Source organism: Bacillus sp. JHAA (genome assembly GCF_036961585.1).
GTDB classification, from domain to species: Bacteria; Bacillota; Bacilli; order Bacillales; family Bacillaceae; genus Bacillus; species Bacillus velezensis.
In genome coordinates this window covers 77,930-98,019 of the sequence record NZ_JBAMDE010000002.1, presented here as the reverse complement: position 1 = coordinate 98,019, position 20,090 = coordinate 77,930, and the positions used below count along the sequence as shown (strand labels likewise).

General features: G+C 47.8%; 21 protein-coding genes and 1 other annotated feature. Of the genes, 5 read left to right on the top strand and 16 right to left on the bottom strand.

The features are described 5' to 3' along the window. Positions 1 to 7: 7 nt before the first annotated feature. The 3 genes from sr7p to acsA all read right to left on the bottom strand — a co-directional run bounded on the left by sr7p (position 8) and on the right by acsA (position 3,573). Positions 8 to 133, bottom strand: coding sequence for a small protein SR7P (gene sr7p / locus V7728_RS04370; protein WP_007408768.1), 126 nt, complete (start codon positions 131 to 133; stop codon positions 8 to 10). 119 nt (positions 134 to 252) lie between these two features. Continuing rightward, on the bottom strand, positions 253 to 1,518 hold the full coding sequence (tyrS, locus tag V7728_RS04365) for a tyrosine--tRNA ligase (RefSeq protein WP_007613147.1): 1,266 nt from the start codon (positions 1,516 to 1,518) through the stop codon (positions 253 to 255). Positions 1,519 to 1,568: 50 nt separating this feature from the next. Then, positions 1,569 to 1,801 (bottom strand) — a binding site (T-box leader). 53 nt (positions 1,802 to 1,854) lie between these two features. After that, positions 1,855 to 3,573 carry an acetate--CoA ligase gene (acsA, locus tag V7728_RS04360; protein WP_015240396.1) on the bottom strand — a complete coding sequence of 573 codons (1,719 nt, stop codon included), beginning with the start codon at positions 3,571 to 3,573 and terminating at the stop codon, positions 1,855 to 1,857. Between the two features lie 158 nt (positions 3,574 to 3,731). Between acsA and V7728_RS04355 the strand changes: the two genes are divergently transcribed. Genes V7728_RS04355 through V7728_RS04345 form a run of 3 tightly spaced genes read left to right on the top strand, consistent with a single transcriptional unit; the run spans position 3,732 to position 6,196 of the window. After that, positions 3,732 to 4,364: a GNAT family N-acetyltransferase gene (locus V7728_RS04355; RefSeq protein ID WP_015240397.1), complete on the top strand. Its 633-nt coding sequence runs from the start codon at positions 3,732 to 3,734 to the stop codon at positions 4,362 to 4,364. A 24-nt stretch (positions 4,365 to 4,388) separates the two neighbouring features. Continuing rightward, complete coding sequence (locus V7728_RS04350) at positions 4,389 to 5,033, top strand: acetoin utilization AcuB family protein (RefSeq protein ID WP_012118206.1); 645 nt, start codon at positions 4,389 to 4,391, stop codon at positions 5,031 to 5,033. Continuing rightward, positions 5,030 to 6,196 carry an acetoin utilization protein AcuC gene (locus V7728_RS04345; protein ID WP_015240398.1) on the top strand — a complete coding sequence of 389 codons (1,167 nt, stop codon included), beginning with the start codon at positions 5,030 to 5,032 and terminating at the stop codon, positions 6,194 to 6,196. The genes V7728_RS04350 and V7728_RS04345 overlap by 4 nt, the downstream gene beginning before the upstream one ends. A gap of 9 nt (positions 6,197 to 6,205) precedes the next feature. On the opposite strand, the gene motS is transcribed toward V7728_RS04345, so the two are convergent. The 12 genes from motS to V7728_RS04285 form a co-directional block, all read right to left on the bottom strand. Then, entirely contained in the window at positions 6,206 to 6,895 is a 690-nt protein-coding gene (gene motS / locus V7728_RS04340; RefSeq protein ID WP_007408774.1) for a flagellar motor protein MotS, read from the bottom strand. Continuing rightward, entirely contained in the window at positions 6,885 to 7,700 is an 816-nt protein-coding gene (gene motP, locus V7728_RS04335) for a flagellar motor protein MotP (RefSeq protein ID WP_007408775.1), read from the bottom strand. Before motP ends, motS begins: the two co-directional genes overlap by 11 nt. Before the next feature lie 68 nt (positions 7,701 to 7,768). Beyond that, a complete protein-coding gene (ccpA, locus tag V7728_RS04330) occupies positions 7,769 to 8,773 on the bottom strand; it encodes a catabolite control protein A (RefSeq protein ID WP_015240399.1) in 1,005 nt (334 codons plus the stop codon). 279 nt (positions 8,774 to 9,052) lie between these two features. After that, positions 9,053 to 10,129 carry a bifunctional 3-deoxy-7-phosphoheptulonate synthase/chorismate mutase gene (locus tag V7728_RS04325; protein ID WP_003152383.1) on the bottom strand — a complete coding sequence of 359 codons (1,077 nt, stop codon included), beginning with the start codon at positions 10,127 to 10,129 and terminating at the stop codon, positions 9,053 to 9,055. Positions 10,130 to 10,365: 236 nt separating this feature from the next. After that, positions 10,366 to 10,692 carry a bacillithiol system redox-active protein YtxJ gene (gene ytxJ, locus V7728_RS04320; protein WP_007408776.1) on the bottom strand — a complete coding sequence of 109 codons (327 nt, stop codon included), beginning with the start codon at positions 10,690 to 10,692 and terminating at the stop codon, positions 10,366 to 10,368. A 25-nt stretch (positions 10,693 to 10,717) separates the two neighbouring features. Beyond that, entirely contained in the window at positions 10,718 to 11,131 is a 414-nt protein-coding gene (locus V7728_RS04315; RefSeq protein WP_003152380.1) for a YtxH domain-containing protein, read from the bottom strand. Positions 11,132 to 11,163: 32 nt separating this feature from the next. Continuing rightward, entirely contained in the window at positions 11,164 to 11,586 is a 423-nt protein-coding gene (locus tag V7728_RS04310) for a DUF948 domain-containing protein (RefSeq protein ID WP_007408777.1), read from the bottom strand. A 155-nt stretch (positions 11,587 to 11,741) separates the two neighbouring features. Further along, positions 11,742 to 13,040, bottom strand: a complete 1,299-nt coding sequence (murC, locus tag V7728_RS04305) for a UDP-N-acetylmuramate--L-alanine ligase (protein WP_007408778.1) — start codon at positions 13,038 to 13,040, stop codon at positions 11,742 to 11,744. 240 nt (positions 13,041 to 13,280) lie between these two features. Further along, on the bottom strand, positions 13,281 to 15,887 hold the full coding sequence (locus V7728_RS04300; RefSeq protein WP_099567017.1) for a DNA translocase FtsK: 2,607 nt from the start codon (positions 15,885 to 15,887) through the stop codon (positions 13,281 to 13,283). A 167-nt stretch (positions 15,888 to 16,054) separates the two neighbouring features. Continuing rightward, positions 16,055 to 16,660: a YtpR family tRNA-binding protein gene (ytpR, locus tag V7728_RS04295; RefSeq protein ID WP_007408780.1), complete on the bottom strand. Its 606-nt coding sequence runs from the start codon at positions 16,658 to 16,660 to the stop codon at positions 16,055 to 16,057. Between the two features lie 14 nt (positions 16,661 to 16,674). Next, complete coding sequence (locus V7728_RS04290; RefSeq protein WP_012118213.1) at positions 16,675 to 17,484, bottom strand: DUF1444 domain-containing protein; 810 nt, start codon at positions 17,482 to 17,484, stop codon at positions 16,675 to 16,677. 15 nt (positions 17,485 to 17,499) lie between these two features. Further along, positions 17,500 to 17,823, bottom strand: coding sequence for a thioredoxin family protein (locus V7728_RS04285; RefSeq protein WP_003152373.1), 324 nt, complete (start codon positions 17,821 to 17,823; stop codon positions 17,500 to 17,502). A gap of 197 nt (positions 17,824 to 18,020) precedes the next feature. On the opposite strand from V7728_RS04285, the gene V7728_RS04280 reads away from it, so the two are divergent. Beyond that, positions 18,021 to 18,467 carry a YtoQ family protein gene (locus tag V7728_RS04280; RefSeq protein WP_007408781.1) on the top strand — a complete coding sequence of 149 codons (447 nt, stop codon included), beginning with the start codon at positions 18,021 to 18,023 and terminating at the stop codon, positions 18,465 to 18,467. Positions 18,468 to 18,500: 33 nt separating this feature from the next. Here the strand turns inward: V7728_RS04280 and V7728_RS04275 are convergent, their stop codons facing one another. Continuing rightward, the gene (locus tag V7728_RS04275) at positions 18,501 to 19,574 is read right to left on the bottom strand and encodes a M42 family metallopeptidase (protein WP_003152370.1); all 1,074 of its coding nucleotides are present in this window, start codon (positions 19,572 to 19,574) and stop codon (positions 18,501 to 18,503) included. Positions 19,575 to 19,732: 158 nt separating this feature from the next. Here V7728_RS04275 and V7728_RS04270 point away from each other — a divergent pair, with 158 nt between their 5' ends. Continuing rightward, positions 19,733 to 20,050, top strand: coding sequence for a PepSY domain-containing protein (locus V7728_RS04270; RefSeq protein ID WP_003152366.1), 318 nt, complete (start codon positions 19,733 to 19,735; stop codon positions 20,048 to 20,050). Positions 20,051 to 20,090: the final 40 nt, after the last annotated feature.

Below are 20,090 nucleotides of genomic sequence, written 5' to 3'. Positions count from 1 at the left end.
TTTCCCTTTATGATGTCGGATTTTCTTCTTCCGTCTCTGATTCCTCGGCTTTGGCTTCGGCGTTTATGCTTTGCTGCTGTTCCCAATGATCCCGCTGCAATCTTTCTTTTGCGATGGTAAACATGAAATTCACGGCGCAGCACCCCTTCCCTGTTTTGCTTATACTATGTACTGTACTCATTTCCCCGTGCAGTATTCACAAAACATAAAAAAGCAGCCTGCCGCATTGAGCGGCCGGACTGCTTTTTATTTTCAGTACGTGATCAGGAAGTATTTTTTCTTTCCGCGGCGCAGTACGGTAAATTGATCTTCAATGCGGTCTTCCGCAGTCAGAAGATGCCCGATGTCCGTCTGGCGCTCGCCGTTAATGTAAACAGCTCCGTTTTGAATGTCTTCGCGGGCCTGCCGTTTTGAAGGCGACAATTTAGATTCCACAAGCACGTCTACTAAAGACAGTTCTTCAGAGCGGTCTTTTTCAAACGAAGGTACATCTTTAAATCCTACCTTGACGTCTTGAGCGGAAAGCTCTTTAATATTGCCGCTGAACAGCGCCTGGGAGATATGAACGGCCTGCTCAAGCGCTTCGCGGCCGTGTACAAGAACAGTCACCTCTTCAGCGAGACGTTTCTGCGCTTCTCTTTTCTCAGGAGCCGTCTCCGTTTTTTCAGCATAAGCTTCAATTTCCTCTTTTGATAAGAAAGTAAAGTATTTTAAGTATTTGACGACGTCACGGTCATCTGTATTGATCCAGAACTGGTAGAATTCGTACGGCGATGTTTTTTCTTTATCAAGCCAAATGGCGCCGCCTTCCGTTTTGCCGAATTTCGTGCCGTCAGCTTTTGTGACGAGCGGAATGGTAAGACCGAAAGCTTTCGCCCCTTCTTCTTCTGATTTTCTGATCAGTTCAAGACCGGCCGTGATGTTGCCCCACTGGTCACTGCCTCCGATTTGGAGTTTGCAGTTCTTTTCTCTGTACAGATTCAGAAAATCGTAGGATTGCAGGATCATGTAGCTGAATTCCGTGTAAGAAATTCCGGTTTCAATTCTTGAGCTTACAGTATCTTTCGCAAGCATGTAGTTAATTCCGAAGTTCTTTCCGACGTCACGGAGAAATTCAATAATGCTCAGCTTTCCGATCCAATCAAAGTTGTTCGCTATGACAGCGGGGTTTTCTCCGGCCTCGAAATCTAAAAATCGGGAAAGCTGATTTTTAATTTTTTGCGACCATTCGACAACGATATCCTGAGTATTTAACGTACGTTCCGCTTTTTTGCCGCTCGGATCGCCGATCAGTCCCGTCGCGCCGCCTACAAGCGCAATCGGATGGTGGCCTGCAAGCTGGAAACGGCGCAGTGTCAATATCGGCAGAAGGTGTCCGATGTGCAGGCTGTCAGCCGTCGGGTCAAACCCTGAGTATAAACGGATTTTTTCTTCGTTCAGCTGTTTATTCAGTCCTTCTTCATCCGTCATTTGCTGGATTAAGCCGCGGAATGATAAATCCTCTAATAAATTAGTCATTTTGTCTGCTCCTTTGTTTATGAAAATAAAAAACGCCCCTTCGTTTAAAACGAAGGGACGATATAATCGCGGTACCACCCTACTAATAAAAGCATAAAAAAGCTTTTATCACTCTTTTTGATAACGGACCGTGTCCGTTCTTTCACTACTGAAAGCCTTGGAATGGCTTTGTTCGCAAAAGCGGTTCATGAGTGTATTCGGCATATCTTATGTGCTGATTTTCACCGGCCATCAGCTCTCTTGAACAATCAGATACCCTACTTGTCTCAATCAAAACCTTTTCGTATGAAGCTTACTCATTTTTAACATAAATAAGATACGATGTCAACGCCGTCTTTAATCTTCCATTGTGGACAGGTCGCCTGCCGGCAGGTTCAGCTCCCACGCCTTTAGCACACGTCTCATGATTTTTCCGCTCCGTGTTTTCGGAAGTTTATCTTTGAATTCAATTTCCCGCGGTGCGGCATGCGCGGCAAGCCCCTGTTTTACAAAGAGGCGAATGTCCTCCTTCAGCTGATCGGATGGCTCATGCCCTTCTCTGAGCGCGATAAACGCTTTAATAATTTCTCCCCGGACAGGGTCCGGCTTTCCGATGACGCCGGCTTCGGCAATCGCCGGATGTTCAACAAGTTTGCTTTCGACTTCAAACGGGCCGACGCGCTCGCCGGATGTCATGATGACATCATCGACTCTGCCTTGGAACCAGAAATAACCATCTTCATCCATATAAGCAGAATCTCCGGAAACATACCAGCCGCCCGGCATGAAATAAGAATCATATTTCTCTTTGTTGTTCCAAATGGAATCCATCATCGACGGCCAGCCCTTTTTAATGGCGAGATTTCCCATTCGGTACGGCGGAAGCTCATTTCCCTGATTGTCAACGATCGCCGCTTCCACTCCCGGAATCGGTTTCCCCATTGAACCCGGCTTGATCTCCATGCAAGGATAATTGCAAATGAGCTGTCCGCCCGTTTCTGTCATCCACCACGTGTCGTGGATGCGCTTGCCGAATACTTTATGTCCCCACTTGATGACCTCGGGGTTCAAAGGTTCTCCGACACTCAGGACGTGACGAAGTGAAGTAAGGTCAAATCTGGATGCCATTTCATCTCCGGCGCCCATAAGCATTCTGAAAGCCGTCGGAGCGCTGTACCAGACGCTGACACCGAGCTTCTCAATCGTGCCGTACCAGTTTTCCGGACTGAATCTGCCGCCGACGATCACATTCGCCGCTCCGTTCAGCCACGGCGCAAATATCCCGTACACCGTCCCGGTCACCCAGCCCGGGTCCGCAGTGCACCAGTAAATATCGTCTTCTTTAAGATCAAGCACCCACTTGCCGGTCTGGTATTGCTGAATCATGGCTTCATGAACGTGGAGCACACCTTTAGGCGTTCCGGTAGATCCTGATGTGTAGTGAAGCAGGTAGCCGTCTCTTCTGTCCATCCATTCAATATCAAGTCTCGTGCTTTCTCCCTCAGCCGCTTTATCATAATGAATGATTTTATCTCCCGTTTCTTTGCTGCCGCCGACAATGAAAATATGCTCGAGGTCGGGCAGGCTGTCCGCCGGAATCCGTTCGGCCAGTTCAGGTGTCGTCACGACAACCTTTGCCTGGCTGTTCAAGAGGCGGTCTTTGACGGCGCCTTCCATAAACGCTTCAAATAAAGGACCGGCGATCGCACCGATTTTAATTGCGCCGAGCATGATAAAGTAAAGCTCCGGCGAACGCGGCATGAAAATAAAAACGCGGTCCCCTTTTTCCACGTTTCCATACCGTCTCAGTACATTTCCCGCCCGGTTCGATTCCTCCATCATTTCTTTAAATGTGTATTTTTCATCCCGGTTTGCGTCCTTGTAATATAGCGCTACTTTGTTTTTTCGAAATGATTCGGCATGACGGTCAATCGCTTCGTACGCCGCATTCAGCTTCCCCGTCTGATGCCAGGAAAATGCCGCTTCGACCTCTTTCCAATCGAAGCTGCGGTACGTTTCCTCATAATTTCGCAGATGATAATTCCCCTTTTCCGCCGGCAACGCTTTCAAATTCATGCAACATCCCCCTTTGCTTATCTATAGACTAATTATAGTAGATGTTCACAGTTTTCTCAATTTTTAAAATATAAATTACAACACTATTGAAAACGCTTTATATTTTGTTATGCTTAAAAGAGATGTGTTTTTATTAAGAACCGACAGGCGGTGAATCAGTGAAACATCATAAAACGTACCATTCTTCATCAATTCAGACAGCAGCCGGCCCTCTTTTAGTAGAAGGGCCCGTTCCTCCAGAGGACCTAGCACAGTATGAGTTTCATGAAGGCCTGACAGCCTTTCGCCTTCCTCATGAACAGCACAAAGCGTTAATCGAGATCGCCGGGCTTCCTGAAGGTCGGATCATTATTGCCAGGGACGGACAGACGATTATCGGCTATGTGACGTATTTATATCCTGATCCGCTTGAACGGTGGTCTGACGGAAATATGGAAGACCTCCTTGAACTCGGGGCGATCGAGGTCGCTCCCGGCTACAGGGGCTGTTCTGTCGGAAAAACTTTGCTGACAGTCAGCATGATGGATGAACAGATGGAACGGTACATCATCATGACGACGGAATATTACTGGCATTGGGATTTAAAAGGAATGAAAAAAGATGTGTGGGAATACAGAAAGATCATGGAAAAGATGATGAATGCCGGGGGTCTTGTCTGGTTCGCAACGGATGAACCGGAAATCAGCTCTCATCCGGCCAATTGTCTGATGGCCCGCATCGGCAGGCACGTCAGTCAGGAGTCAATTGAACAGTTCGACAGGCTTCGTTTTTATCAGCGATTTATGTATTGACTGACATACAAAGGGGATAAAAAGATGATTGCAGAACAAATCATGAAACGGGACGTCATCACCGTCTCAAAACACGACTCCATTGAAACAGCCGTCCGTAAAATGAAGATATATCATATCCGCCATCTCCCTGTCATCGACGACGAGCTGCACGTCATCGGTATTGTCACAGACAGAGACATTAAACAGGCCGGCCCCGGCAGCTTTGAACAAAAGGAACGCGGCGCATTTCTGACAAACAAAGTGGAGACCATTATGAAGCGGAATGTCATCTGCGCTCATCCGCTTGACTTTGTAGAAGAAATATCCGCTTCCTTTTATGAGCACGGCATCGGCTGTCTGCCGATTACGGTAAACCATAAGCTGACGGGCATTTTAACGAAAACCGACGTGCTCCGGACTTTCGTCAGCCTGACAGGCGCGGCCCAGCCGGGATCACAGGTGGAAATCCTGGTGACGGATATGACAAAAAGCCTTGCTGATCTCAGCTGCATGTGCCGTGATCTTCAGCTGCAAATCCTGAGTGTGCTCGTCTATCCCCATGATTCCGCCGGGTCGAACATTCTCGTCTTCCGGGTGAAGACGATGAATCCGCTCCCTTTTATCCGTGCCGTTCAAGAAGCCGGATACAATGTCTTATGGCCGAAACATTTGAGGGATCAGCCATGAGAGACAGCGTTTTTGTTTACTCGCCTTCTTATCAGACGTATCAATTTCATCAGGAACATCCGTTCAATCAGCGTCGTGTGCTTTTAACATACGATCTGCTTCAGGCGGCGGATGCGTTTGACGAAGGAGATATCGTCACACCGCGCACGGCCGCTAAAGAAGAGCTGGCTCTCGTTCATACGGAGGATTATATACAGGCGGTGGAACTAGCGGGTGCGGGCCGGCTCCCTGCCGCAGAAGGAGAAAGCTACGGTCTCGGAACGGAAGACACCCCCGTTTTTGCCGGCATGCATGAAGCCGCGTCACTTCTGGTGGGCGGCACCTTAACGGCGGCTGATTATGTCATGACGGGACAAGCTAGCCACGCCTGCAATTTAGGAGGCGGCCTTCACCACGGCTTCCGCGGCAGGGCCTCAGGCTTTTGTATCTATAATGACAGCGCCGTGGCCATCCAATACATCCAGAAGAACTACGGGGCAAAAGTGTTATACATTGATACAGACGCTCATCACGGCGACGGCGTTCAATTTACGTTTTACGACAGGTCTGATGTCTGCACTGTTTCTTTTCACGAGACCGGGCGTTATTTATTTCCCGGGACGGGACAAGTACTGGAAAAAGGAAGCGGGCAAGGCTACGGCTATTCTTTTAACATTCCGCTGGACGCTTTCACAGAGGACGATTCCTTTCTTCACGCTTACAATACGGCCGCCTCAGAAATCGCGGCTTTTTTCAAGCCGGATGTGATTCTTACCCAAAACGGTGCGGACGCCCATTATTACGACCCATTGACACACCTGTCCAATACAATCTCCATTTATCAGGAGATCCCGCGGCTTGCTCATTCATTAGCCCATCAATATTGCAGCGGCAGATGGATCGCGGTCGGCGGCGGCGGATACGATATTTGGAGAGTCGTCCCGAGAGCGTGGAGCCGCATTTGGCTTGAGATGAAAGGGATTGATCCCGGGGAGCGCATACCGCAGAAATGGATTGATAAATGGCAGAAGCACTCCCCCTGCACGTTGCCCGCTTTTTGGAGTGATCCTGAACAATTATATCCTCCGATTCCCCGCAAAGAAGAAATTTCAGAAAAAAATGCCCAAACCGTGGAAAAAGCACTTTTTGCCATCCGGTCTGAGCAGCGGTATAAAACTAAATAAAAAACGACCTTATGAGGAGGTCGTTTTTTTGATCACAATTTCTACACGGCGGTTTTCTTTCATATGTCCGGGACTTTTGTTGTCCTTCACAGGTTTCGTATCCGCATACCCGGCAGAGATAAACCGTTTGGCGGAAAAGTCTTCATTCGCGGTAAAATACCGGATCACACTCGCCGCTCTTGCAGACGACAGCTCCCAATTTGACGGAAATTGATAGGTGGAAATCCGGCGGCTGTCCGTATGGCCTTCTACCTGTATGTCATTCGGAATTGTTTTTAAAAGCACCGCGATCTGATGCAGAACCGGCTCGGCGTTTTTCAGCACATCCGCTTTTCCCGTCTGAAACAGAACGGCCTCCTGCAGCACCAGAACCACTCCGCGCTCATCGCGCTTCGCCGTCAATTTCGAACTCAAATGATGCGCTTTTATGTATGTCTTCACGTTTTGTAACAGCAAATCCTGTTCTTTATTTTCGTTTGCTTTGTCTGATGACGCCGGTTCACCCCCGCTGCCTTTTGTATGAATCGATGAAACGGCAGATTGAAATTTTTCCGCGTCTATTTGCGACATCGAAAAAAGCAATATAAAGAACACGAGAATGAGCGTGATCAAGTCAGCGAACGTCACCATCCATCTCGGTGAACCGCCGGAATGTTCCGGTTTGTTTCTTCTTTCAAAACGCTCTTTTCTAAGCTTCATGGACAGCGCCCTTTTTCTTGTTCGCAGGCTGTCCTTTACGCCAGTCTTCTCTTGAGCTGAAGACGACGAGCTGACTTTCGAGGTTGCGGGGATTTTTGCCCGATTGGATGCCGACAACCCCTTCGATCATGACCTGTTTGATGAAAATTTCACTTTCCGTTTTTTCTTCAAGCTTTGCCGCGATTGGGATAAATACCAAGTTGGCAAGCAGCGCTCCGTACAGCGTCGTCAATAGCGCAACGGCCATGTTCGGTCCGAGGGTATGCGGGTCATTTAAGTTTTTGAGCATGAGAACGAGTCCGACGAGCGTCCCGATCATTCCCCAGGCGGGTGCGAAATCACCGGCTTTTTCAAAAACGCGTCTTCCTTTTCTGTGTCTTTCTTCCATCGCGGCGATCTCAGAATCCATCACCAGCCGGATCGTTTCCTCGTCCCAGCCGTCAATCGCAAGCAAAAGCCCTTTTTTTAAAAACGGATCCTTGATCTCACGCGCCTGGTCATCCAGAGACAGAAGCCCCTGCCTGCGCGCCTGCTCCGAAAGGCTGACAAATACTCTGACAAGCTCTTTCACATTGTCATCCTGACGGGAGAATACCTGTTTCAGTACAGAAGGGGTTTTCTTTAAATCCCTCGGCGGAAAGCTGATAAAGATCGCCGCAGCAAGGCCGCCTGTGACGATTAAAAAAGAAGTCAGATCTAAAAATGAACTGATTCCCGCCAGTCCCGTCCCTGACAGAATACCGATTGCGACAATAATACAGCCTAACATAAAGCCAACGGGCGTCAGATAATCAAAACGTTTCATATCTTCTCCTTACTCAAGTAAAAAAGCAAGATTCCACCCCTCAGAGTGAAGCTTGCTTTTCCGTTTTTTTATGACTTGGTTGATTGTCTTAATTCGATGCGGTGAGGCAATTCGACGATCTGCTCTTCAACCGGCTCTTTGTTCATCAGTTTTGTCAAAAGTCTCATCGCCACGGCGCCGATATCGTACGTAGGCTGCACGACTGTTGAAAGCTGAGGGCGGACCATCAGGCTCAATCTCGTATTGTCAAAACCGATAATATCAAGATCATCAGGAATCGAAAGACCTTGATCTTGGGCCGCATGGATAATGCCGAGGGCCATTTCATCCGTCGCAGAAAGAATCGCCGTCGGTTTCCGGTCAAGGCCCATCAAGCTTTGAAGCGCCTCCATACCGGAATCATAGGTGTAATCGCCTTCCGCTACGAATTGCTCGTTAAACGGAATCGCCGCTTCTTCAAGCGCCCGTTTGTACCCTTGCAGTTTTTTCGAACGGTTGATCGGCTCTTGCATCGGTCCGGAGACGAGTGCAATATCGCGATGCCCTTTATCAATGAAAAGCTTAACGGCATCATAAATCGCCTGTTCATAATCAATGGCGACAGAAGGCGTCTCGCCCTGTTCTTCCACTGATGCCGCCAAGACGATCGGCACAGGAGAGCGCTTAAATTCTTCGACATGCTCGTCCGTAATGTTGCCGCCCATAAATACGATACCGTCCACTTGTTTGCCAAGCATCGTATTTAACAGATGCAGTTCTTTCTCAAGATTTTGGTCCGAGTTGCTTAAAATAATATTATATTTGTACATCGTCGCGATATCTTCAATTCCACGCGCAAGTTCAGAGTAGAAAATGCTTGAGATATCAGGGATGATGACGCCGACCGTAGTCGTTTTTTTGCTTGCAAGCCCTCTTGCCACCGCATTCGGGCGATAGCCGAGCCGATCAATGGCTTCCAATACTTTTTTTCTGGTCGTCGGTTTTACATTCGGGTTGCCGTTCACGACGCGGGAAACAGTCGCCATACTGACATTTGCTTCTCTGGCCACATCGTATATCGTAATGTTGCTCACTGAAACCACTCCTTTTACTGGATACACTTATCCTTATCTATAGCATAAACACTTTATGTAAAGAAATGTCGTACGATTTCGCATTCTGTCGTTTATGATTGTAAGCGTAAGTCAGTAGTGTACATTATTTTTCATTATTCATCAAATTTAAATATCTCTCATGAAATTATACACGTTTTTCCCAGTGATGAAAACGTTCACTTTCATTTTATAATTAAATAAAATGAAGATACGAAAAAAAAGCCGCGCGTGGCGGCCTTTAAAGAGCGGAACGTTGTATTATGCTTTTACTTTCAGCATTGGCTTTAATTCGTTCAGCCATTTCTCGAATTCAGGTATATCCATCTGCTGCGCAGAGTCTGAAAGGGCAACGGAAGGATCAGGGTGAACTTCGGCCATCACGCCGTCAGCGCCGATCGCAAGCGCCGCTTTTGCTGTCGGAAGCAGGAGATCGCGGCGGCCTGTTGAATGTGTGACGTCAACAAACACCGGCAAGTGAGTTTCCTGTTTCAAAATCGGCACGGCAGAAATGTCGAGTGTGTTTCTCGTTGCCGTTTCGTACGTTCTGATACCGCGCTCACAAAGAATGATTTGGTCGTTTCCTTGTGACATGATGTATTCAGCTGCATTGATGAACTCTGAAATTGTTGCAGCAAGACCGCGTTTTAACAATACCGGCTTTTTAACGGAACCGGCGGCTTTCAGCAATTCAAAGTTTTGCATGTTCCGCGCGCCGATCTGAATGACGTCAATGTAATCAATCGCTTGCTCAATGTGGGCGGGCGTTACGATTTCACTGATCACCGCGAGGTCATATTCATCAGCGACACGTTTAAGAATTTGCAGGCCTTCTACGCCGAGACCTTGGAAATCATACGGACTTGTGCGGGGTTTAAACGCGCCCCCGCGCAGGATTTTAATGCCTTGTTTTTTCGCTGCGGCCGCGACTTCGGCAACCTGCTCATAGCTTTCGACGGCACAAGGTCCGACGATGAATCTCTGATCGCCGTCACCGATTTTTTCACCTTTAATATCAACGATCGTATCTTCTGCTTTTTTCTTCCGGGAGACGAGCAACGCTTTGCTGTGATCCTCTTCTTGAAGTTCAAGTCCGGCTTTGAAAATTTCTTTGAAAATATGCTGGATCGTTGAGTTTTCAAATGGGCCGTCATTGCTTTCAATTATGCGGTTAAGCATTGTACGCTCTCTGACAGGGTCAAATCGGTTGACACCCTGTGCTTCCTTTGCTTTACCGATTTCTTTTACAACGGCTCCGCGTTCATTGATTAATTTAAGGATTTCTAAGTTTAGTGCGTCTGCCTGCTGTCTTAGGCTCTCTAATTCCTTGTTGCTCATCTTTTTCATCCCTTCTATGCTATGTTTTATTTTAATGGTTAACATGCATCTTACTACAGTTATGCGAAAATAGGAATATGAAATAATAAATTTTTTCACATTCGGCTTTATCACAAAAACGCTTTTAAGCTTTTATGCGTTGAAGCGGTATATATTGATATCCTACATGATCCGGCTGAAATGATCAATAGTTTTTTTCAAAAAAAAAACCGCCGGTATCAACCGGCGGCCAGCAATTATGAAAGGTGCTGCTCTATTGCGTTTTTTGTGATTTGTGAATGAGACGCGTGCCATTTCACTTCGCCGTTTGCAATGACGAATACTTGCGGGCTTTCATGTTTCACGCCGTATGTCTCGGCGATATAGTTTGAAAGCGGCCGGCTGTCCTGCACCTGCAGGTAATAAGAAGGCACTTCCGAATGCGCCGATGCAAAGGCGTCAAACTCCTGAAAGGCGGCTTGGCTGATCGGGCAGGTTGTGCTGTGTTTCAAAAACACGAGCGTGTTTTCTTTCTCAGCGGCATTTTTGAACTCTTCTTCAGACGATATCAGCTGTTTTGTCATGTCGGTTATCTCTCCTTATTGAAGATCAGCGATTTGCCTGACCGGCTTTTTCCCCGGCGTCTTCCGCTTCGGCCTTGATGCTTTGGGCCGTGTCCTGCATTTCGCTTCTCGTCTCTTCGGCTTTCTCGGTTAGTGTGCTCTTAGAACGGTCTTTTAAATCCTTCACTTTATTCATAATCTGGCCTGACTGATCAGCTACCAGCTGGGTGATATTAGATGTTTTGTCTTTGGCGATGCTGACATATTGAGAGCCTTTTTCTTTCGCGTCGGCCGTCATTCTGTCCGTCTTATCCTTTAACGCAGAAGCCTGACTGCCGAGATCGTCGCGCAGCTCCTTACCTGATTTAGGCGCCAGAAACAACGCCGTTGTCGCGCCGATAATTCCCCCGATCAGCGTTCCGATTAAAAAATCCTTACTATTGATTCCATCTTTGCTCATTATGATTCCTCCTTAGTGGATTTTTCTTATGATTAAAGCGATGTTTTTTTCTTTTGCTTCCACTTGTCCCATATTTCCATAGCGGCCTGGCTCCAGGTGACAACCTGACTGATCTTATCCTGATTCTCTCTTACAGAGGCCGTAACGGAACCTGCTGCCTGCTTTATGGATGTATTAAACTGCTGGACGGAAGTTCCCACTTCCTGGACAGCATGGACAACCGTATTTAATTTCTCTGATTTTTCCTGAATGTCTTCCGCGAGACGGTTTGTCTTATGTAACAGCTCGGTTGTCTCTGCGGTAATGCCTTTCATCTGCCCTTCAAGGCCGTCTAAAGTCGAGGCAACGTTTGTTAAAGTCATCTGCACGGACTTTAATGTTTTGGACAGATAGATGACGAGGATGAGAAATGCAACGGCAATGAGTGCGACGCTTAAGTAAAGAATGATGATCATCTAATACCTCCTTAATGCAGGATATAGTGGTATATACCCAATTCTTAAAATGATAAACATATATGAAAGATCTGTATGTATACTATTTCTCCGTTTCTCGGTAAATCCCTTTGCAGCACGCGCAAAAAAGCAGTGAGAGCCCCACTGCTTTTTCGTTACGCTATGACGTTTTCATAGGCTCTCATATATTTTTGAATGTCTCCGGCGCCCATGAAGATCAGCACTGCGCCTTCATGCGCTTTTAACACTGATGTGTCATTTTCTTCAATGAGTTCTGCGTTATCGATTTTTTCCTGAAGATCCGTGATCGTGAGCTTGCCGACGTTCTCGCGGGCAGAGCCGAAAATGTCGCACAGATACACGCGATCGGCCGCGCTTAAACTTTCTGCGAATTCATCCAGGAATGATTGCGTCCGTGTAAACGTATGCGGCTGAAATACCGCGATAATTTCACGTTCGGGATATTTTTGGCGCGCCGCCTCAATCGTGACTTTGATTTCAGTCGGATGGTGGGCGTAGTCGTCGATCAATACCTGGCTGCCGATCACTTTTTCATTGAATCTGCGTTTGACGCCGCCGAATGATTCAAGTCCGCGCTTAATCATGTTCACGTCTATCTCTTCATAGTGGCAGATTGCAATGACCGCTAAGGAATTGAGGACATTGTGATGCCCGTATGCCGGGATGTAGAACGTATCGTAAAACGTATTGCGGACAAAGACGTCAAATGTCGTGCCTTCCGTATTTTTTACGATGTTTCTCGCTTGAAAATCATTTTCTTCTCCCGTGCCGTAATACACGACAGGCACATTGGCGTGAATTTTCGGCAGGTACTCGTCATCACCGCAGGCAATGATGCCTTTGTTGACTTGAAGCGCCATGTTTTGGAAAGCATCAAACACATCGTCAATGTTGGCGAAATAATCAGGGTGGTCAAAATCAATATTCGTCATAATCGCATAATCAGGCTGATAGCTCAAGAAATGACGGCGGTACTCGCAGGCTTCAAATACAAAGTATTCGCTGCTTTCATTTCCTCTGCCCGTTCCGTCCCCGATAAGAAACGAAGTCGGCTTCGCCTGCTGCATCACGTGTGCCAAGAGGCCCGTTGTGGACGTCTTGCCGTGTGCGCCCGTTACCGCGACACTTGTGTATTTTTTCATATATTCAGCTAAAAATTTATGATATCTGATGACAGGAATCCCTTCAGCGAGCGCCTTTGCGATTTCCGGATGAGAATCAGGGAATGCGTTTCCGGCGATTACCGTTAAGCCGGGTTTGATGTTATCGGCGCTGAACGGATAGATCGGGATATTTCTTTTTTCAAGGGCAGCCTGAGTGAAAATCTGCTTCTCGATATCCGATCCCTGCACCTGATACCCTGTATCATGCAGGATTTGAGCAAGCGGGCTCATACCTGTCCCTTTTATTCCAACAAAATGATAAACAGTCATAATCGTACCTCCAACAAACGTCTATCTGTTCCCCAGTATATGACGCTCATTTCATTTTGCGACCGCCGCGGGCAAAAAGCCCGCACAGCGGCGCTTCCATTTATTTTTACGTTATCGTCAGTATCTGTAACTTTCTTTTTGATTAAACCTGCCGCATGATATTTCAGCGCGTGACAGTGATGCAGTTTTGATGGTCCATCCACTATCATACCATGTTTGTGAGAAAAATGAACGATATTCTTATTCTTGAGCAATGTCAGCGGCCGTAATCAGCACTTCACGGGGTTTGCTGCCCTTCGCTTCTGAGATCATGCCTTCGGCTTCCATCATGTCAATCAGCCTCGCGGCGCGGTTATAACCGATTCTGAACCTTCTTTGAAGGCTTGAGGTGCTGGCGCTGTTTTGCTCCACGACGAATTGGCACGCCTCAGGAAACAGTTCGTCTTCTTCCTTGAGGGCGGTTCCCTGCCTGATCAGTTCTTCCTGTTCAAACAAATAAGAAGGCGGCAGCTGCTTTCTGACATGAGAGACGACGCGGTCAATTTCTCTGTCGGATACAAAGTTGCCCTGCAGGCGCACCGGTTTTCCGGTACCGTTTTCCCAGTACAGCATGTCGCCTTTTCCGAGCAGCTTTTCCGCTCCCGCCATGTCGATGATTGTTCTGGAATCTACCTGGCTTGAGACGGAGAATGCAATCCTCGTCGGTATGTTTGCCTTGATCATTCCGGTAATGACATCGACAGACGGACGCTGTGTCGCGACAAGCAGATGAATGCCGCAGGCTCTCGCTTTCTGCGCGATTCTGGCAATGCTTTCTTCCACATCGTTCGGCGCGACCATCATTAAATCGGCAAGCTCATCAATGACCACTACGAGGTACGGAAGCTTTTCGCCTGTCTTATGATCGGCGGTTAATTCATTAAAGCGGCCGATATCTCTCACACCCGAATGGGCAAACAGTTCATATCGCCGTTCCATCTCTTCCACAACCCATTTTAACGCGGCGGTCGCGGCTTTGGCGTCCGTGATGACGGGGCTGACCAAATGCGGAATTTGGTTATAAGGCGCAAGCTCGACCATTTTCGGATCAATCAGAAGCATTTTGACATCACTCGGATCCGCCTTATAAAGCAGACTGACCAAAATGGTATTGATGCAGACGCTTTTTCCCGATCCTGTCGCACCCGCTATCAACCCGTGCGGCATCTTTTTCAAATCAATGACGACCGGGTTTCCGGAAATATCGACACCGAGCGCGGCTGTAAGCGGAGACGGATTCGTCCTGAAAGCGGCGCTTCTGATCATCTGCCTTAAATCGACGACTTTGCTTACGCGGTTCGGAACTTCAATGCCGATCGTGTTTTTACCGGGGATCGGCGCCTCAATCCGAATATCCTTGGCAGACAGGCTCAATTTAATATCATCTGCTAAGTTTGTAATTTTGTTTACTTTCACTCCGGGCTCAGGATGCACTTCAAAACGTGTGACGGACGGGCCTTGTGTGACATGAACGACTTGGGCGCGCACATTAAAGTTTTTCAGTGTAACGTTTAAAAGCTCGCGCTGTTCTTCAATCCACGATTGGTCGTCATGTCTTTGCGCCGGCGGTACGTCCAGAAGCGACAGATTCGGAAAGGCATAGCTCGCTCCGCCCTCTGGCGTCTTCGTCTGCTTGTGTTTATCACTTTTAAGCATCATGACGTTAAACGGAACATTGCGCTCTTTCGGCTGCTCCGCTTTTTTCACAGGCTGAGGCTGTCCGTGATGCTCCGTTTTTTCTTCGGCAGGCCGGGACGGGGCATCGGCCGTCTTGATGCTTGCAGGTTCAGGCTCGGGGGGGTCTGAATGCCGCGTGACTTCATTGTACTCAGGCTGCGAGTCTGTTTCCTGTTCCGCGTCGGTTTCAGCTGATTCGGGCTTGTCTTCAGACTGCGGCTGAACTTCCTCATCGTATCCGGGTTCTGTGTATGTATACACCGGTTCTTCTGCGGTTTCAAAAGGCGGTGCTTTTTCCGGCTCAGGCTCCTGATGTTCCTCCTGCGGCGCCGCTTGTTCCTCTGTGTTTTCAGCCGTTCGGGATGCTTCATACTCAGGCTCTTTAATAGGCTGCGGGCGGGTTTGTTCATGCTCTTGTTCTTCTGTAAAGCCGGCAGACTCCGCGCTTTCCGTGTGCTCCCGCTCTTCAGTCTGCTGCGGTTCTGCTGCTGCAAACACTTGCTCTTTTGCATTCTCAGCCTCGGTGTGAAGCTCCTCTTTTTTAACGGCCGGGATTTCTTCCGTTTCTTGTTTCGCAAACGGTTCTGGCCGGTCATTCGTCTGTTTTGTTATGCCGGATGTTGTGAAGACGGGCTCTTTTTCCGTTTCCTGACCGGCTTTTGGCGGAACAAATTGCTCCTCTGACAGCAATGTTACGTTCTCTTCACGCCGCTTTTCGGATATAGGCGCTTTTTTTATGCTGTGCTGAGATTGAAAGCCGTAAACCGGTGAAGGAATGGATGACGGTTTAAAGGGCTTTTTCACCGTATCAGGCTCTTTATGTGTATGCTGTTTCCGCTCGGTTTGCTCCTTCCCGGCGGCATAATCCCGGGACGGCTGGCGGCGTTCGTGCCTTTCCCGCTGTCTTTGGTTTTGCTCCGTTCGCTTATAGCCGTCCGGAACGACAGGGAAGCGGAAATTCCCTTTCGGATATTCGTAATATATTTTAGGATCTTCCATGCGCGTGAATTTGCCTTCTGGCTGATCCGGTATCTGCTGTTTCGGGATTTGGGCATGCGTGTTTGGTTCACGTTCATGCTCTTCTTCTTTTTCACCTAAAAATAAGTCAAAAAATTTATTCAGCCAACTCATGTTTAATCACTCTCTAACTCCCTTTTTAGTAGTCTGGGACGATATTTAGTATACCATTGCCGGGCGGCTCAGAAAAGATTAAGCTCCCAACTGAAGAAAGCCGTTAAGCAGGCATGCTTAACGGCTTTCTCTCACATCATTCGATTCTGTGCGCTTATTTATGGGAGTTAGAATTGAAATGCTTCGCCGGCCTCGCGGCTGTCTTCAAGAACAAGAATCCCTTTTTCCGCCGGCGCATCCGGCAAAGCGAGTTCTTTCGCGGAGCAGATCATGCCGCTTGACGGAACGCCTCTTAATTCAGCGTCTTTAATCACAAGCCCGCTCGGCATCACCGCGCCGACTTTAGCAACGACGACTTTTTGCCCTTTGTCCACGTTCGGCGCGCCGCAAACGATTTGGAGGGTTTCCTCTCCCACATTCACTTGGCAGATATTCAGTTTATCCGCATTCGGATGTTTTTCTTTCGATTCAACGTGACCGACAACAAATTTCGGAGAAAGGTCAACTGTCAGCGTTTCTGAAACACCGTTTCTGTTCAGTATTTCATTCACATCCTGAACGAATGTCTCAGACAAAGCGACGGGGCCGTTGTCCTCAATCTGTAAGTAAGAAGACACGTTAAAAATGTTAAAGCCCGTCGTTTCTTTTGTTTCTTTGTTAAAGATTCTGATGACATCGCCTTCTTTTTCATAGGCGATTTCTTCGCGTGCCGCATCTTTAAGAGAGATCAGAAGCGTATCTCCCACACCTTCTTTATTGTAAAAAGCGTTCATAAGAAAAATCCTTTCTAATCCTTTTTCGGCCGGCTTTTCGCCATGATAAACACAGGTTCCAGTCTGCCTTCATTATACAGAAATGAAAGGGCCGTAATCGGCACCGTGCCGCTTGCAAAGAAGCTCATGGACATTTGCCCTAAAATATCATAACCCGATTCATTTCGAATGTCAGCAAGTATTAATACATCCTGGTGCGGGACGGAAATCGCCAATTCGCCTTCAGCGGCCTGCTTGTATTCATGAAGAATCGAATCATTGAGAATCCGGCTGGCGTCATAGCCGTCATTCGCCCTGAAAAAATAAAAATAATTGTCTGCAACCGTATCCTGTTTCACAACTGAAGGAAGAGAGCGGAGATTGAATGACGCCGTCTCCCTGATCCGTTCTTTTGTCCAGTTTTCTTTCTCGAGCATACGGCTGTCAATTAAGCGGTACGTCTTACCGAGGTCAAGCGCGTAGTAGATTCTTGTTTCGGCCGTATGGTCATCATACACGAGCGGAATGCCGTCGCTCGTTTGATCGGGAAATGATGTGGAGCGGATGACCGGATAGATTCCGGCTTCCTTTCCGGACATCTCCTGTCCGCTGCCTTCCATCGCCTCCATTGCTTCTGACACATAGTAGACGATTTCGTCGATCGCTTCTTCTTTTTTCGTCTCCCACTTCGCAATGATAGGCGGGAGCTCCAATGTGATGCCTTTTTTGGTCGTTTGATCCTCAACACGGAGGGTGTCTTTTTCTCTGTCAAAAAAGAAGGATCGGTTCTCGTGCTGCAGGCGCTGTTTTAATAAATCCGCCAGCTTCCTTGACGTCATTTTCAAAGCCCGTGGCCTCCTTTATGCTTTAGCAAGGGAATCGGTTAAAAATTGCTCAATTTCTTCTTTTGTTTTACGGTCTTTGCTGACGAAGCGGTTCACTTCTTTTCCTCCGTTAAACACAACAAAGCTCGGAATGCCGTAAATTTCCCATTCCGCGCATGTATCAATAAATTGATCGCGGTCTACGTAGTAATAAGTGAATTCAGGAAAGTCCGCTTCCAGCTCAGGGAGAAACGGCTCCACAAAGCGGCAGTCCGGGCACCAATCCGCTGAAAACATAAATACCGCCCAATCGTCTTGTACCGCTTTTTGCAATTCTTCCGTGCTTTCAATCTTTTTCATTGTCATTCCTCCATCTGGATTATGAGTTTTTTATATGCTGATGTTTGTCCAATTGGATCATACCAGACTGTTTACAGCAAGACCAACTATATGCAATATCATTATCATATTTCATTTGCATTATCAAGCAAGTTTCGTTTACCATTTTGCTTGTAACCGTACGAAAATCTGAATATGTACATAAGGAGGGGCAAAAGATGCAGTTTGTCGTGTATTTAGCGGGTGAAATCCACAGTAATTGGCGGGACGAGATCAAGCAAAAAGCAACAGCGCTGGACCTGCCGATTACGTTTGTCGGCCCGATGGAAAACCATGAACGCTCAGACAATATCGGAGAAGAGATTATGGGCGTGCAGCCCGATTCTGTTTTAAAAGACGCCAGAGCTTCTGATATCAACAATTTCCGTACAGAGGTGCTGATGGAAAAAGCCGATTTTGTGATCGCCCTGTTTGGCGAGAAATATAAGCAGTGGAATACCGCGATGGATGCTTCTTATGCCATCGCAAAAGGAAAGCCGCTCATTCTCATCCGTCCGAAAGAACTTCATCATCCGCTGAAAGAGCTTTCCGGAAAAGCGAATATCACGGTCGAAACCGTCAATCAAGCGATGAAAGCACTCTCTTATTTATTTGAAACAGAATAAGCAGGCCGCCTTTATGCGGTCCTGCTTATTTTTTTACACATTTTCTCTGATCGTTTCGACCGTCTGTTTGTCACTCGCCATGACCAGCTTAATGAGCATTTCTTTCGCCGCGGCATAATCATCGACATGGATGATAGCGGCATTTGTATGAATGTATCTTGAACAAATGCCGATGACGGCAGACGGAACCCCGCTGTTTGATATGTGGACCCGTCCGGCATCCGTTCCCCCGCCTGAAGCGAAATATTGATAAGGGATATTGTGCGTTTCCGCCATATCAAGGACGAACTCTCTCATCCCGCGGTGCATGACCGTCGTTCTGTCGAGAATGCGGAGCAGCACCCCCTCGCCGAGACGGCCGAACAGCTCCTTATCGCCGCTCATATCATTTGCCGGGCTGGCATCAAGCGCGAAAAAGAGATCAGGCTGAATCATGTTGGCCGCTGTCTGCGCCCCTCTCAAACCGACTTCCTCCTGAACGGTGGCCCCGGCGTACAGATTGTTCGGCAGGTCTTTTCCGTGCAGCTCTTTTAATAGTTCAATGCTTAACCCGCAGCCGTAGCGGTTATCCCACGCTTTGGACAATATTTTCTTCTCGTTGGCCATCGGGGTGAACGGGCAGACAGGCACGACCTGCTGTCCCGGTCTGATCCCCATTTTGACCGCGTCCTCTCTATCATCGGCACCGATATCAATCATCATATTTTTGATCTCCATCGGCTTTGCGCGCTGGGCATCCGTTAAAATGTGGGGCGGGATGCTTGAGATGACGCCGATAATCGGTCCGTTATCCGTCTGCACCTCGACGCGCTGGGCAAGCAGCACCTGACTCCACCAGCCGCCGAGCGTCTGAAATCTCAGCATGCCGTTATCCGTAATCTGCGTTACCATAAACCCGACTTCGTCCATATGGCCGGCTACCATAACGGTCGGCGCATCTTCAGCGCCGCGCCTTACTCCGAAAACACTTCCGAGTCTGTCCTGCACGATGTCATCCGCATATTTCGCAAGCTCCCGTTTCATAAAGGAGCGGACCTGATGTTCATTTCCCGGTGCGCCGGGAAGCTGCGTCAGCGTCCGGAAAAGCGTTTTCGTTTCCTCATTCATATTTTCCCCTCATTTCTATGTAATGCTTTTATTTTATTAGAAAAACAACCGTTTTCCAAGCGCTCAGATTGAATGGGCTGGAAAACCGCCGCTTTACTTAACACCGTCTGGCATCTTCTGTATAATAAAAACTACGACATAATTGGAGGTGCTTCATATTGAAATTACGTCATTTTCTCTTAGGTGCAGGAGTCGGATTATGCGCTGCCATCGCAGTGAAAAAGTATGCGATGAAACCTTATATCTCTTCAGAAAAAGCGCTCCGTATCGTGAAAGCGGCTTTTAAACAGCGCGGGCCGATAGACGGATCATGGATTTACACAGAGCCCGAGCCCTACCAGGTAAACGGAGAAACCATCCAGGTATACAAAACCGGCGTGACACGTTCGGCATTCGGCGAACTGGAGCAATATGAAGTTATGGTCAATGCAAAAACAGGCCAGATTGTCGATGTCATTGATTCTGTCGCCTCATAATTCGGACAAGCAAAAAATAAAGCCCAAAACCATCAGCGTT